This window comes from Pedococcus sp. P1_H8, assembly GCF_056405175.1.
Window position 1 is genome coordinate 128695 of the sequence record NZ_JBFUCP010000004.1, and the last position, 15035, is coordinate 143729.

Here is a 15035-nt window from a genome sequence, read left to right on the forward strand (position 1 = left end):
CCGGGCGGGTGTCACGCGCGGGCCGAGGAAGCCCGGCGCTACGTGGGGAGGACGCCGGTGGACTCCAGCACGGCGAGGTCGCGCCGTTCGTGCGGCGGAGCCGGCCTGCTGCGTGATGTCCGGACCTCGGCAGCCTGGGCGAGCACTGCTCGAGCATCCTCTACCTGCCCGCTGGCCCAGGCGATGCGTCCCAACCCTTCGAGGGCTGTGGCGGTCAACGACGGTTCGCCTACCTGGTGGCTGAGGTCCAGGACGTGCCGGTAGCCATCGAGCGCCGTCTCGAGGTAACCGTCTGCTTCGTCGCAGCGGGCAAGGCCGACCAGGGCCAGCCCCTGCGGGACGGGAGTGCCCAGCGTTCGGAAGCCGTCATGTGCGGTCGCGTACCGGTGGCGGGCTGCTGGCCAGTCTCCTGCGGTTTGCGCCATCAGCCCGTACCCATAGCCGGCCAGGACCGTGCCGGCGCCGTCGCCGATGTGTTCGGACGCAGCGCTGGCGCGGCCAAACATGTCCTGCGCCTGCTCCGGGTGCCCTTGGTGCAGATGGGTCACCCCTAGGTCCGCCAGAGCCCACTGCACCGTGTTGTACAGGCCGGCGCTGGTGGCCACGTCGATCGCTTCCTCGAGGGTGCGTGCGGCTTCGGGGTAGCGGCCGAACTGCCGAAGACCCCAGCCGAGGTGGTACAAGATGGCGGAGAGCCCCCAAGGGTCGTCGAGCTCGCGGAAGGCTGCGGCTGCCGCTCTGCCGGTGGGGATGGCCACGTCCTGGTGTCCCGCCTTGAGCGCCGTCTCCATCCGGACGAACCCGATGACCGCCTGACCCCATGGGTCGTCGTCGGCGGTGAACTGGTCCCGCGCCTGAGCCAGCAGCTGTTCGCTGCGTTCAGTGTGGGCCCCGGTGACGCCCTCGACGGCCAGCAGTACCCGGGACAGAGCGGCGCGAGAGGTGTCACCCAGGTCCTCGAACAGTCCCAGACTCTGTTCAGCCGTCTCGGCGCACCGGGGGCTGGGATGAACCAGGCACGCGCGGGGGCGTTCGACGATGGAAACCGCTTGCAGAGCCCGGGCCATCGCGTCTGTGCTGGCACCCTCGGATGCGAGCAGCCGGGCGAGGGCTTCGCGGCCTTCGAGGTGGCGCCCGAGGTGCCAGAACAGACCAAGCGCGCCCGCCATGGCCAGCGCGGCGTCAAGGTCTCCGCCCGGTGAGCTCAGCCACGCCAGCGCGGCCCGGATGTTGGGTTGCTCGGCCCGCAGACGCACCAGCGCCTCGCGTTGCCCGTGACCGCGCAGTTCCATCTCGGCGTCTTGGGCGAACCGGCTGTAGAAGTCCGCGTGACGTCGCCCGAGCGTGTCCTCGTCGCCACGCGCCGCGAGGCGCTCGGCGGCATACTCGCGCAGGGTCTCGAGCATTCGGTAACGGGTGGTGCGGCCCGGGTCGACGACGACCAGAGACTGTTCGACCAGTCTGCCGAGGGTATCGAGGACCGCCCCGTAGACCATGCCCTCGTCGCTGAGCACGGCTTCGGCGGCGGCCAGGGTCCAGCCGCCCCGGAACACTGACAGCCCGTCGAACACGGCTTGTTCGCGCGGCTCGAGCAGCGCGTAGCTCCAGTCGACCGTTGCCCTCAGGGTCTGCTGCCGGGTTTCGGCGGTCCGCGACCCACCGGTGAGCAGGGCGAACCGGTGGTCGAGACGCTCGGAGATCTCGGTGGGCGACAATGACGCCATCCGGGCTGCGGCCAGTTCGATGGCCAACGGCAGGCCGTCCAGGGCGCGGGTGATGCGCCCGACGGCTTGCGCGTCCTGCTCGTCGATGAGCAGACCAGGGCGGACCATGCGTGCGCGTTCGGCGAACAGCTGGCTGGCGGGGTAGATCAGAATCTGGTCCGGGCCAGCGTGTTCGGGGGCTGTCTCGAGCGGGCCGACGAGGACCTGCAGTTCGGCGGGCACGGCGAGCGCTTCGCGGCTGGTGGTGATGACGGTGACCTGCGGGCATCGGGCCAGGATGTCCTCGACCACGGTGGCGGCCGCGTCCACCACGTGTTCGCAGTTGTCGACGAGCAGCAAGAGGTTCCGGCCCGCGAGGAACCGGGTCAAGCGGTCCTGGATGTCTCGGTCTGCGGCGCCTCCGTCCAGCGGGACGCCGAGGGCGTCCGCGAAGGCGACCGGGACCTGGTCCGGGTTGCTGACCGGCGCCAACCGGACGGCGACCGCGCCATGGGAGAAGTCCTGCGCGGCGCCTGCTGCAGCGGCCAGGGCGAGCGTGGTCTTCCCGGCGCCGCCTGGCCCGACGAGGGAGATGAGTCGCTGGTCGGTGAGCATGATGCCCAGGGAGGCGAGCTGGTCGTCGCGGCCGATGAGCGGTTTGGTGGTGGTGGTGAGCGTCAACGCGCCTGGCGCCTGGGTCGCGCCGCGGCCCCGTTGGCGGGTGGGCGCCATGACCGGGGCGGGCGCGAGCAGCGCACTGTCACCGTCGCCCCCCAGCGACGGGTCTTGTCGAAGGACCCGCTCGTGCAGGGACCGTAGGGAGGTGGACGGCTCAAGTCCGAGGTTCTCGTCCAGGACGGTCCTGGTCCGCGTGTACACCTCGAGGGCATCGGCCTGCCGGCCGCTGCGGTACAGGGCGGTCATCAGCTGCCCGGCCAGCGACTCCAGGGTGGGGTCGTTCGCGACGACCGGTTCAAGGTCGGCCACCACCTCCCGGTGCAGCCCGAGGGCGAGTGCGACCTGGGCCCGTTCGGACAACGCGGCGAGCCGCAGCTCGGTCAGCCGTGCCGCTTCGGCAAGCGCCCAGTGCTCTTCGGGGAAGTCAGCCAGGGCTTGGCCGCGCCACAGGGCCAAGGCGTCGTCGTAGGCCTGCAGCTGCTTCGGGGTGTACTCGCCGTGCGCGGCTTCTGTGCGGGCTTGCCGAAGCTGGGCGACGAACGCCTCGGCGTCGATGGCGGACGCGTCCACGTTGATGCGGTACCCGGTGTGTTCCCGGGTGATGAGGTCCGGGTCGACGTCTCGCAAGGCACGGCGCAGCTTGGACACCCGGATCTGCAGCGCGTTGACGGGGTCGGCCGGCAGCGCGGCCTCGGACCACAACCGGTCGATGAGGGTGGTCGCGGGGACGATGCGTCCTGGTGAGAGTAGGAGCAGCACGAGCAGGGCACGTTCGGCTGCGCCGGGCAGGTTGACCGGCTCGTCGTCGACAAGCATGTCGGTCGAGCCCAGCACCCTGAAACGCAACGTCTCCAACGACTCACCCCAACCCTGTGGTTGGTGCCCATGGTGCCGTCACGAGGGGCTGGCGGCAACGGTCTTTGGGGGGTCTTTGGTCGGCGGCTGCGTCACCTCGAGAGGGTCGTTCCGGCTGGTCAGGGTTCGTTTCACGGTCAGTTCAGGTCCGGCCGCCCGACTCGGTGATGGACGCGAGCCGGGCGGGCGGCGTGCCTACTTGGCCTGCACGGTGAACGGGGTGGTGATCACGACGCCGTTGGCGAGGCGGAACTGGCCCCAGAGTCGGTACGTGCCGGGGGCCGGGAAGGTGGCACGGACGTCCAGCGCAGGCCCGAAGGTCTGACCCGGTGTGGCGAACACCGGACGACCGCGCTCGTCCTCGACTTCGGCGTGCTCGTGGGCGAATGAGGTGCCGTTGGCGCTCATGACCACGATGTGCCCCGCGGCCGCGAGATACGGCTGCAGGTCGGTCACCGGCGTGCCGGTGCTGGCGTCGGAGAACTCAAAGTGCAGGTCGCTGCTGCCGTCCACGCGGGCATCGCCCAAGAGTCGGACGTTGATTCCTTGGACTTCCACGGAAGGGCTGGTCACCGTGACGGGCTCGCGAGGACCGGCCACCGGGCCCGGCACCGTGACGACCTCGCGGAAGTGCACGTCTCCCATTTGGCCGCGGCGGCGGAACTCGATGTTGACGATGTACCGGCCAGGTGCCGGGAAGGTCATCTCGACGGCGACCTCGCCAGGGTGCCCGGTGGGCTGCGGGTGCACGTGGGCGAAGGTGGCGAGGTCCTGCCGCACGACGATCATGTGCATCCACGCTTGGTGGCTCAACGTCAGATCGGTCACCGGTTCCCCGCTGCCGTGCTGCACGACTGTGGCAGTCACCCGGGTCGGGACGCCGGGTCGGGTTGTGGTCGGCACGGACAGTCGCACGTCAAGTCCGGCCTGCGCCGCCTCGGTTGGCGGGACGTCGGCGTTCATCATGGTGCTCATGGCCGGCCGCATCGGCATGCCGGTGGACTGGTTCCACGCAAGCAGGCCGTTCATCCCGCGCTCGGCGAAGTCCATCCGGCTCACCGCTGTCAGGGCGCTGCCGATGGCCAAGGCCAGGACTGCCACGGCAGTGAGGTAGGCGTACTGGCCAAGCCGGGACCGCAGTGGTGGGTGCAGGATCTCCTGCGCCGAGTGGGGCCTGCGGAAGCGCCGAAGCCGCAGCGCGTTGGTGAGCACGCTGATCGAGCTCATCACCATGGCCGCTGAGGCCAGGACGGGGTCCAGCAGGAGTCCGTCGAATGCGTAGAGCGCCCCTGCCGCAACCGGCACGAGGAGGACGTTGTAACCGAAAGCCCACACCAGGCCCTGCTTCATGGTGCTCACGGTCCGCCGGGACAGGGCGATGGCCGAGACGATGCCCCGCAGGTCTCCACCCATGAGGGTGATGTCGGAGGCGGCGATGGCGACGTCGGCGCCGGTGCCGATGGCGATGCCGAGGTCGGAGCGGGCCAGCGCGGCCGCGTCGTTGATGCCGTCGCCGGCCATCGCCACGATGTGGCCCTGCGCCTGCAGCTGGGCGACCGCCGCGTCCTTGTCCGCGGGCAGGACGTCGGCCATGACGTTGGTGATTCCGACCTGCGCGGCGACCGCTCGGGCTGTGAGGGTGTTGTCGCCGGTGATCATCCACACCTCCAGCCCGAGCGCGTGCAGCTGCTCAACGGCCTCCGCGGACTCAGGCTTGACGGTGTCGGCGACCGCGACCAGACCGGCCGCGTCGCCGTCGACGGCGACGTACATCGGTGTCTCGCCGTGGGCCGCCGCGCGGTCTGCGACTGGTTCGAGCGTCGAGACATCGACCCCGGCCCGGTCCATGAGGGCCTTGTTGCCGATGCTGAGCGTGAACCCGTCCACGACGGCCTGCAAGCCGTGGCCTGGGACGGCGTCGAACGACTGCGGTTGGGCCAGGCGCAGGCCAAGCTCGCGGGCGTGCGCCACGATGGCCTGCGCGACCGGGTGCTCGCTGCCTGCCTCTGCTGCGGCGACCAGGGACAGGAGATGGTTCTCGTCCCAGCCGCCGGTGGTGGTGAACCTGGTCAGGGCCGGACGTCCGCGGGTGATGGTCCCGGTCTTGTCGAGCAGCACAGCTGTGACTCGCTTGGCCTGCTCGAGCGCTTCGCCGTTGGAGATGAGAATGCCGAGCTCGGCGGCGCGGCCGGTGCCGACCATGACGGCGGTCGGTGTGGCGAGACCAAGCGCGCATGGACAGGCGATGATCAGCACGGCAATCGTCGTGGTGATTGCCATTGTCAGGTTGTCCGAGCCGGGTCCAAAGAGCGCCCATCCCGCGAAGGTGAGGGCGGCCGCGACGATGACTGCTGGCACGAAGAACGAGGACACGGTGTCAGCCAGTCGTTGCATGGGAACTTTGGCGCCCTGGGCATCCTCGACGAGGCGCACGATCTGTGCCAGCGCGGTGTCGGCGCCGACCGCTGTGGTGCGCACCAGAACGCTTCCCGTCGTGTTCAGGGTGCCTCCGATGACGGTGTCACCCGGCTCCTTGTCGACCGGGAGGCTTTCGCCGGTGAGCATGCTTTCGTCCACGGTGGTGCTGCCGGTGGTCACCACTGCGTCCACAGGAACCTTCTCCCCGGGCCGGATGCGGACCGTGTCGCCCACGACGACCTCTTCGACTGGGACGTCGACCTCGAGGCCGTCCCTGACGACTCGAGCAGTGGGAGGTGCCAGGCTGAGCAGTGCGTTGACCGCTGCCGCGGTCGCCCGCTTGGCTTTTGCCTCCATCCACTTGCCGGCCAGGACCAAGGCGATGATCACCAACGACGTCTCGTAGTAGACGTGCAGCGGCAGACCCCAGCTCTCCGCAAGGCCAGGCCAGAGGGTGATGAAGGTGCTGTACCCGTAGGCCACGCCGGTCCCGAGCGCCACCAAGGTCGTCATGTTGGTGGCGCGGTGCTTGGCCGCTGCCCAGGCTGAGGCGTAGATGCTTCGACCAGCCCAGAACTGGACCACGGTCGCGACAACGAAGATGGCTGGCATCAGCCAGTCCATGGTGTCGATGTAGAGCGGGACGTACATCAGAACCATCAGTCCCAGGCCGGTGGTGAGGGCGACCTGCCAGCGGCGTTTGAGCTGGTGGAGGTCCCGGTCCCTGTCGTCACCGGCGGTGTGGTCGGCTGAGGTGGTTTGGGCTTCGGCCCGGGGGGCCGTTGGTGTCGCGGTGTAGCCGGCACGGGTCACTACGGCGGTGAGCTGTTGCACGCCAACGAGGTTCGGCGCGAACGTCACGGATGCGACCTCGGTGGCAAGGTTCACCTGCGCTGAGGTCACGCCGTCGAGCTTGTTCAGCGCTTTCTCGATGCGTCCAACGCATGACGCGCACGTCATGCCACCGATTTGCAGGGTGCACGTCTCGCTCTGGCTGCCTTCATCGGCGTCCAGGTCGCTGCCGGCGCCGGTGGTTGTCTGAATGGTCATTGCTTCTCCTGGGGCTGTGAAGTTCCTGTGGGGCAAAGCACCGGCGGTGGCGCTGTTCGCTCGGTGTTTCGGACGTTGCGGTGGCCCGGCGAGGCTCGGATGGCCCCGCCGGGCGGCGGTCACGCGGTCAGGGTGTAGCCGGCTTCGGCGCGTACTGCTCGAGCGCAGTAGTCACCTGTCATGCCGGTGACCGTGTAGGTCTGGGTGGTGCTCATGGTGCTTCTCCTTGGGGTTGGTTGCTGGTGTGCGGCGGCTTCTTTGGGGCTCGAACCGATGAGTTGGACTGGAACGCGCCGGGTTGGGGTGGTGTCAGCCGACGACGGCTGGGGACAGCGCGGGCTGGGTGTCGCCGTCCTGCGGGCTGGTGACGTGGCCCGACCTGCGTGACGATGGCTCCGTTGGTGTCGGCTGGGGGGTCGCGCGGTGGGCGGCACTCCACCGCCAGGACCGGGCCAGCACGGTGGCAGCCGCCGCGACCACGGCGGCACCGACGAAAGCCACCAACGCTGGCCACTCGTACGCAGCAGCCCGCCAGGTAACGTCGCGGCCAATCAACACCTCATTGAGCCGTGGGAAGGCCGCCCCTACGGCGAGGACCAGGACGGACGGCACCATCCTCAGGGTCGTCCGCACAGGCCCGCCGCGGCGGCGTGCCCAGCGGCTGGCGCGGACGACACCGAGCGTTCCCAGGACGAGCGCCAGCACGGTGAGTCCCCCCAGCACCGAATCCGCGGTCCGAGTGAGGTGCGAAGCCTTGGTGGGTGGGGTCGTTCCTTCGATGATGTCGAAGACGCCGTGGGTGATGGCGGTCTGGTCGAGGGCCATCGGGGACCCGCTGTTGAACAGCATCACGACGCCATATCCGCTGGCCGGCCACACTGCCTGTTGCGAGGTGAACGTGAAGAGGCTGCCGCTGTGGTCGAGGCGGGTAGGGGCACTGGTGGGGCCGCGAGTGGACCAGCCCAGGGCGTAGCCGACGCGAGGAGCGCTGGGGGTGTGCAGCAACCGGATGCCGCGACTGGAGACGAGGCGGGTTCCGTCGGAGGTCTGCCCGGCATGGGCGTTCACCACCAGCCACTGGGCCATGTCTGCGGCAGAGCTGACGATGCCGCCGTCGCCCGCGGTGTAGCTGCCGAATGCTGCAGTGGGAAACGCGTGACCGTAGGCGAGCAGGTGACCGTCGGCCAGGCCGGGAACTGGTTGGTCGTCGGTGAGGGTCGAGGTGGTGGACGTCATGTGGGCGGGCTCGAAGATGTGTCGGCTCAGGTACTGGCCGAACTCCTCACCGCTGAGCGCCTCGACGAGGCGGGCGGCAACCTGGTAGTTCGGGTTGGCGTAGCTCCACTTCGTTCCGGGGGCTGAAGCCAGCCTGGCCGTCCGCAGGCTCCTGGTGGCGTCCTGCGGGTTCGTCGGTTGCTGCCGGCTCAGGTCGGGGACGACCGCGTCGCTGATGCCGGAGGTCTGATCCAGCAGCTGCCGCACGGTGACCTGCGCGGCCCGCGGGTCTGCCATCTGGAACTCCGGCAGGTGCTTTTGGACGCGGTCGTCAAGGTTCAGCAGGCCCGCGTCGACGAGCTGCATCACGGCCAGCGCGGTGAAGGACTTGCTCAGCGAAGCGACCCGGAACAGGGAACGGGGAGTCACCGCAGCACCGGTGGAGTCGTGTCCGTAGCCCCGGACCATCAGGACCTGGTCACCGTGGGTGAGGGCGACTGCGGCACCGGGGATGGCTGACTCGCTGAGCTGGGTGGCAAGGAAGCGGTCGACCCGCGCGGCGACCGTGCCCTGCGCTGGCGGAGCGACATCGGCGGTGGCGGGCGCCGGTGCGGCGGCCACCATCACGAACGCGGCCATGGCGACGACCCCCAGCACGGCACGGAGGGCGCGGCGATGCCCTACTGGACGGGTGCGGTTGTCAGGGACGGCGATAGTGCGCTGGTCAAACATGGCGGTCTCCAGGGGCGACTGGGCGGGACGCGGAGGTGTGGCTGGGGAGGGTTCGTGGGGTGCGTTGGGGGCCGCGCCCCCGGCGGTGTGAGGTGCTCGCCGGAGGCGCGGAGCCTGGGGATGGGTCAGGCCACGGCGTGCTCGGGCTCGCCGGCGGTGGCGAAGTCGGCGGACTGCGTGGTCGGCTGCTGGGTGCGCAGCCAGGCGGCCGTGACGACAGCGCCGATGGCGGCGATAGCGGCGGCGCCGAGCAGCCCCGCGGAGAACCCGTCGGTCAGTGAGGCGAGGTCGCCGCCGGGGCCGCCGAACGCGGCAGCCACCGCGGTCATGCCGGCCAGGCCGAGGGCGGACCCGACCTGGTAGTTGGTGTTGACGATGCCGGCGGCGAGCCCGCCTTCGTGGGGCGCCGCCGAGGAAAGGGCCAGACCCAGTGAGGGGATGAATGCCATCGCCATACCGGCAGCGGTGACCAGCGTCGCCGGCAGGACGTCGACGAGGAACGTGCCGTCGGGCCGGATGAGGGACAGCCACACCAGTCCCGCAGCGAGGGTGGCCAGACCGGTGACGGTCATGGTCTTGGGCCCGAACCGGGCGATGAGCTTCGGGGCAGCCACGACCATTCCAACCATGATGGTCACGGTCAGCGGCAGCAGGGCAGCTCCACTGGCGAACGCACCCAGGCCGAGGACCTGCTGCAGGTACAGGTTGATGAAGAAGAACATCGGAATCCACGCGGCACCGAGCAGGAACTGGGCACCGTTGGCGGCCGCGAGGTTGGATGCCCGGAAGATGCCGAGCCTCATCAGCGGTTGACGTAGCCGCGCCTGCAGCACCACGAACAGAGCCAGCAGGACGACGCCGGCCAGGGCCGCGGTCACGGTGGTGGGTGAGGTCCAGCCGGTGTTCGGTGCCTGCACGATGGCGAACACGAGGGTGCCAAGCCCCCCGGTCACGGTGACCGCTCCGGCGAGATCCAGCGACCCGTGGGTGCGAGCGCCTTGCGGCATGACCGCGGGGGTGAGGATGAGCACGGCGGCGGCTAGCGGGATGTTGATGAAGAACACCCACGGCCAGCTCGCGTACTGGGTCAGGACGCCGCCGAGGAACACCCCGGCGGTGCCACCGGCAGGAGCGGCCGCGCCGTAGAGCGCCAACGCACGGGTGAGCTCCTTGTGGGTGGCGCCGAACGTGGTGAACAGCAGGGTCAGGGCGGCGGGCGCGATGAGCGCGGACCCGGCGCCCTGCACGGCCCGGCCGATGAGCTCAACTGGTCCGTTCTGGGCGAGACCGGCAACGAGGGAGCCGGCGGCAAGGATGGCCCAGCCGATGGAGAAGATGCGACGGGCGCCGAACAGGTCAGACAGCCGACCACCGAGGAGGAGCAATCCGCCGAACGCGACGACGTACGCGTTGAAGACCCAACTCAAGCCTTGGGCCGTGAAGCCGAGGTCGGCCTGCATCTTGGGCAGGGCGACTCCGATGATGGACGTGTCCATGATGACGAAGAACTGTGCGGTGGCAATCAGGCCAAGGGCCAGCCAGCGCCGGTTGCTCTGGCGCCCCGCAACGGGTGAGGTGGAAGACATGGTGCCTCTTTCGTGTCAGTCAGCCGACGGTGGCTGTGCGGCAAGCGTTGCCGGGGCCCCTGTCCCCGTTCTGTCCTCACTCTGTCGGCCCGTTCGAGTGGACTGGGGCGGCCACCGGCTCCGTGGCGGCGGGCAGCAGCCCGGGCCGGCGTCAGGCGCCGACCCGGGCTTCTGTCCGATGACCGCATGATGCGGTCGCCGCGGCCGGTCAGATGGTGAGTGCGAGCCGTCCAGCCGTTGACGCTTCTTCGAGGGCGGCAACTGCGTTGGCTGCCTCGACCAGCGGGTGGCCTTGCGTCTCCGGCGGCTGGACCGTCCCCGCAGCAATGAGGTCGTTCATGCGCTCGAGGGTGTCGGTGTTCTCCTTGGCGAGGAACATTCGCAGGCTCTGGCCGATGAACGGGTTGAGGAGGATGGCGCCAAGCTGGCGTTGGATGCCGCCGACCCATCGGTCGCCTTCGCCGCCGGCGATGACGAGCCGTCCTTTCGGTGTCAGGGTCTGGCGCAACTGTCGGGTGGGGGTGCGGCCGAACACGTCGATGATGACGTCGTAGGTGCGGGTGCCGTCGGTGAAGTCATGGCGGGTGTAGTCGATGGTGTGGTCGGCTCCGAGGGCGATGGCGGCCTGCTGGTTGCGGGGTCCGGTGACTGCCGTGACGTTGGCGCCGGCTGCTTTGGCTGCTTGGACGACGATGCTGCCGACGGCTCCGGTGGCGCCGACGACCAGGACGCGTTCGCCGGCCTGTACTTTTGCGTGGTCGCGGACTGCCTGAAGGGCTGCGAACGTTGCGTAGGGCAGCACGGCGGCTTGCTCGAACGTGAGCTCGGCGGGCTTGTGCGCCATCTTGGTTGGTGACGCCACCACATACTCGGCGTACGTGCCGCGGGCGGCGCCGTAGACCTCGTCGCCGACAGCGAAGCCGGTCACGTTGGACCCGACGGCTTCAACGCGGCCGGCGTAGCTGACGCCGGGGACGCGCACTCGCGGGGTTCGCAGCCCGGTGCCGAGCCGCATGAGGTACGGCTGGCCGGTCATGAAGTGCAGGGCGCCGCGGTCGACGCCGGCGGCGACGACCTGGACGAGGACCGTGTTGTCGCCGACCGTGGGTGGGTCGATGTCGTCGAACCGGAGCGAGGTGGCGTTGCCGTAGTGGTCTTGGACGATGGCTTTCATGACGGGTCCTTTGCGGGGTGGCTGTGCGTGTGTGGTTCGGGGCCACTCGTCCAACGGGGCGAGTGCGATGGCGGCGGTGAACGCGCCGTAGCGGCGAAGGGAGGCGGGCGCGGCCTTGGGGGACGCGGGCAGCTTTATCCGCCTAGGCGTGGGTGAAGCGCTTCGTGGACCCGTCGCGGGCGTGGTCGCGGACAGTGGAGGTGAGGATGGCGGCAGGAAGCTGCCACGTGCGGCCCGGTGGGGCCCGGTGGGGCCAGCGTTGCCGGGGCCCCTGTCCCCGTGCTGTCCTCACTCTGTCGACCCGTTCGAGTGAACTGGAGCGGCCACCGGCTCCGTGGTGGCGGGCAGCAGCGACGGGACGAAGCTTGAGCCAGCGAACGCGGCGATGACGTCGCGGCGTCGCATCGTTCCGCTCAGGTGGATGACGGAACGGGCTGCGTCGGCACTGACCGTGACGACTCCGGGCACGTCGCGCAGCAGCGCCGTGACTTCTCTGACGCAGCGTCGGCAGCTCATGCCGCCGACAAACAGGTTGAGCTGCCGCATGCAGCAATCACCTCCGGTGTAGGACTTGTCCTCCACGATGCGATGCTGCGCTGTCCGTCGACTGTCCACACCGACACGCCCCAGCCGCATGGGTAGGTCGATGGCCCCCACAGCGAAAGAGCCCAGACAGGGCCGGGCAAGAGGCGAGCCGCAGGGTGGTCCCAAGGACCCCGACTGGGGCCACCCGCACCGAGCAAGGGGACGTGAGACCGATGGCTGCATGGATGTCTGTCGAAGAAGAGTCAGGCACGTCACGGCACCTGGCTCACCCACACAACGGTTACTACGCCGGCGACTTCTCGCAGTCCCGGGACCGACAGCACGCTCCGGTTCGCCGTGACGGCGAGACGCCCACGATGCAGGTCCTCGTGCTCGCCACGGGCGACCGTCTGATGATGTGGTGACCGGCCCGGCACCCGCCGTCCCGTGCGCGGCTACCGGCACGGCGCTGGCGCACAACCCGGTCTTGGTCAACCGGCTGCTGCGTGTCACTGGGCCCTTTGCGAGCGGGGTGGGTCTTGGGATGAGGGTGTTCATTCGTCGAACGGTGCGAAGCGGATGGCGGCCCTCAACGCGCCATACCGAAGCAGGAGGCGGGCGCGGCCCTGCGGGACGCGGGCCGCTTCGTTGGCCCATGACTGGGTGAAGTACTTCTTGAAACCGTCGCGGGGGTGGTCGCGAACGGTGGCGTTGAGGGTGGCTGCGGGTAGCTGCCAGGTGCGGACGCCAGCGACGTCGACACCGGCTCCGGCGGAGAGCAGGTAGGGGACGGGTCCGGCGTCGAGGGTGACGCGGGGGCTGTGGTGCATGGTGATGGCGGTCTGCAGGGTTTCGGTTGCGGCGCTGGACAGGCCGACGTGTTCGGCGACATCTCTGGCGATGCGAGCTGAGGTGAGGCTGAAGTCGTCGCGTCCGTTGGCGAGGACGAGGCCGGTGTCGTGGAGCAGGGCTGCGGCATACAAGACCTCGGCGTCGACGTCGACTCCTTCGAGCTCGCCGATGGCGCGGCCGAACTCGTAGGTGCGGTGGCTGTGGTTGAGCAGCGTTGTGGGCAGGACTTTGGTGGCGGCGTCGGTGGCTGCGCGCGTCAGGGCCGAGCTCGGGGGGACGAGGCGGTCGGGTGGCACGTACGCGTTCCGACCCGGGTGCAGGTGCGTCAGCAGGGCGAGGCGTCCCACGGCGTTGGTGGCGTGGGCGCGGGCAAGGTCGACGAGCAGTCGGCGAGTGTCTGCGGGTTGCAGGTGGCCGCCGGTGCGCATCGTCCAGGCGTGCGTTCCCACTCGGGTGTCGGCGTTCATGTGGCACTCCTTCTTCACAGCGTTGATCTGCTTCGAGGTTGACGCAAGGGCCGGGTGGTTCGCCCCGGTCAAGTGACCGGGTTCTGCCCCCGTGACGTTTGCCGCCGGCAATCGGTGCGGCCGTGGCCCGCGCATCAGGCGTCGGGGGCGACAGTCGCCGGACAGAGGCCGGAAACCCGCCGTCCCTAGCGTCGATGACGCACCAACCAAGAGGCGGCAATCCCGGCCATGTGACCGGGGCGAGCAAATCCGTTCACCGCGACCGTGGTGCCTGTGGCCGACCACTCCCGGACGGCCAGGAAAGGGGAAACCGTCATGACCACCACCCGCAGCACCCCGACCGAGCTCGCGACCAGTTCGCCGGCCACACGGGTCGGCCCGATGGGCCGCATCACGTTCGCGTCCATGGCTACCGGCGTGGTCGGCGCCGCCGCGCTCGTCTTCGGTGTCGTACCGGACTCGTCCGAGGCCCGCGTCGTCGGCGCCGCCCTGGTTGCGTTCGCGGCCGGGTGGGCCATGCTCGCGTTCCTCACCACTCGCAAGACGACCCGCCCGCAGCGATGGGCGTACGTGCCCGCTACCGTCCTGGCGACCGCCGGCGCCGTCCTGGCAGCAGTCAACCCGGGCGAGCCAGCCATGTCCCGCCTGGCGTGGGTATGGGCCCCCGCCTTGGTGGTGCTGGCCGTGTGGGTCGAGCGACGCACTCGCCACGACATCCCAGGCCGCGCCCGCCTCTGGGTCTACCCGGTCACCCTCGCCATGCTCCTCGCCGGACTCGGCGGCCTGTACCAGGCCGCGACCAGGGCGCCGCAGGCCGCAGCCGGCCCCATGCCCGGCAAGCTCGTCGACGTCGGCGGGTACCGCTTGCACCTGAACTGCACCGGCACCGGTTCCCCGACTGTCGTGCTGCTCAACGGGCTCGGTGAGACGTCTCCCCTGTGGGCGCGCGTCCAGCCGGCCGCCGCCTCAACCAGCCGTGTCTGTGCGTACGACCGCGCTGGCCAGGGTTGGAGCGACGACTCGGCGAACCCGGCCGACGCCACCACCGCGGCGACCGACCTGCACAAGCTGCTGACCGCGGCCGGCGAGACCGGCCCGTTCGTCCTGGCCGGACACTCCAGCGGCGGCGTCCACGCCCTGACCTACACCCACCTGTACCCGGCCGACGTCGCTGGTGTCGTCCTGCTCGACAGCGCCAGCCCGCACCAGGTCGAGCTCGTGAAGCCGTTCAACGGCGAGTACCAGATCATGCGCCGCGTCCTGGCCATCGCACCGACCGTGTTCCGGTTCGGCGTCGGTCACGCCCTCCAGGCCGTGAGCACGCCGTCGCTGCCCGGCAGGGCCGGTGCGCAGCTGGCCGCGTTCACGAACAGCCCCCGAGGAATGGCGAACACGCGCGCCGACCAGGCCGCGCTGCCGGTCTCGTTCCGTCAGGCTCAAGCACTGACCACCCTGGGAGACACCCCGCTGGTCGTGCTGACCGCAAAGGACAACGTCGACGCCAAGCCCGGCTGGGGCACCGCGCAAAACGCGATGGCTGCCCTGTCGAGCAACTCCCGGCACACCGTCGAGAACCTGTCGCACGTAGGTCTCCTGACCGACAGGACCGGTGCCGCCCAGACCGTCACCGCCATCTCCGACGTCGTCACCGCCGCCCGCACCCACACCCCGCTGCCCACCCGCTGACACCACCCCTGCATCAGCGCTCACGCAGCACACAAACTCCCGGTCACCTCAAACCCCCTTCCCAGGTGACCGCCGAGGCCACGCCGCCAACCCC

General features: G+C 69.7%; 9 protein-coding genes. 2 read left to right on the plus strand and 7 right to left on the minus strand.

Translation table 11 applies throughout. The annotated features are described in order from the left end of the window. Positions 1-38: 38 nt before the first annotated feature. The 6 genes from AC1DYG_RS06020 to AC1DYG_RS06045 form a co-directional block, all read right to left on the minus strand. Entirely contained in the window at positions 39-3215 is a 3177-nt protein-coding gene (locus tag AC1DYG_RS06020; protein WP_477638982.1) for an AfsR/SARP family transcriptional regulator, read from the minus strand. A 216-nt stretch (positions 3216-3431) separates the two neighbouring features. Beyond that, positions 3432-6704, minus strand: coding sequence for a heavy metal translocating P-type ATPase (locus AC1DYG_RS06025; protein ID WP_477638983.1), 3273 nt, complete (start codon positions 6702-6704; stop codon positions 3432-3434). 309 nt (positions 6705-7013) lie between these two features. Further along, a complete protein-coding gene (locus AC1DYG_RS06030; protein WP_477638984.1) occupies positions 7014-8651 on the minus strand; it encodes a serine hydrolase domain-containing protein in 1638 nt (545 codons plus the stop codon). A gap of 125 nt (positions 8652-8776) precedes the next feature. Next, positions 8777-10237, minus strand: coding sequence for an MFS transporter (locus AC1DYG_RS06035; RefSeq protein ID WP_477638985.1), 1461 nt, complete (start codon positions 10235-10237; stop codon positions 8777-8779). Positions 10238-10445: 208 nt separating this feature from the next. Further along, a complete protein-coding gene (locus AC1DYG_RS06040) occupies positions 10446-11411 on the minus strand; it encodes an NAD(P)-dependent alcohol dehydrogenase (RefSeq protein ID WP_477638986.1) in 966 nt (321 codons plus the stop codon). A gap of 288 nt (positions 11412-11699) precedes the next feature. Next, complete coding sequence (locus AC1DYG_RS06045) at positions 11700-11993, minus strand: heavy-metal-associated domain-containing protein (RefSeq protein WP_477638987.1); 294 nt, start codon at positions 11991-11993, stop codon at positions 11700-11702. A 188-nt stretch (positions 11994-12181) separates the two neighbouring features. Here AC1DYG_RS06045 and AC1DYG_RS06050 point away from each other — a divergent pair, with 188 nt between their 5' ends. Next, the gene (locus AC1DYG_RS06050) at positions 12182-12361 is read left to right on the plus strand and encodes a hypothetical protein (RefSeq protein ID WP_477638988.1); all 180 of its coding nucleotides are present in this window, start codon (positions 12182-12184) and stop codon (positions 12359-12361) included. 129 nt (positions 12362-12490) lie between these two features. On the opposite strand, the gene AC1DYG_RS06055 is transcribed toward AC1DYG_RS06050, so the two are convergent. Next, the gene (locus AC1DYG_RS06055; protein WP_477638989.1) at positions 12491-13255 is read right to left on the minus strand and encodes an HD domain-containing protein; all 765 of its coding nucleotides are present in this window, start codon (positions 13253-13255) and stop codon (positions 12491-12493) included. 315 nt (positions 13256-13570) lie between these two features. Here AC1DYG_RS06055 and AC1DYG_RS06060 point away from each other — a divergent pair, with 315 nt between their 5' ends. Then, entirely contained in the window at positions 13571-14941 is a 1371-nt protein-coding gene (locus tag AC1DYG_RS06060; protein ID WP_477638990.1) for an alpha/beta fold hydrolase, read from the plus strand. Positions 14942-15035 lie beyond the last annotated feature (94 nt).

What these genes read in the sequence shown, in the direction of transcription:
- AC1DYG_RS06025 (WP_477638983.1), bottom strand. Translation starts at nt 6,704, where the DNA reads ATGACCATTCAGACAACCACCGGCGCCGGCAGCGACCTGGACGCCGAT.
- AC1DYG_RS06030 (WP_477638984.1), bottom strand. Translation starts at nt 8,651, where the DNA reads ATGTTTGACCAGCGCACTATCGCCGTCCCTGACAACCGCACCCGTCCA.
- AC1DYG_RS06035 (WP_477638985.1), bottom strand. Translation starts at nt 10,237, where the DNA reads ATGTCTTCCACCTCACCCGTTGCGGGGCGCCAGAGCAACCGGCGCTGG.
- AC1DYG_RS06040 (WP_477638986.1), bottom strand. Translation starts at nt 11,411, where the DNA reads ATGAAAGCCATCGTCCAAGACCACTACGGCAACGCCACCTCGCTCCGG.
- AC1DYG_RS06050 (WP_477638988.1), top strand. Translation starts at nt 12,182, where the DNA reads ATGTCTGTCGAAGAAGAGTCAGGCACGTCACGGCACCTGGCTCACCCA.
- AC1DYG_RS06055 (WP_477638989.1), bottom strand. Translation starts at nt 13,255, where the DNA reads ATGAACGCCGACACCCGAGTGGGAACGCACGCCTGGACGATGCGCACC.
- AC1DYG_RS06060 (WP_477638990.1), top strand. Translation starts at nt 13,571, where the DNA reads ATGACCACCACCCGCAGCACCCCGACCGAGCTCGCGACCAGTTCGCCG.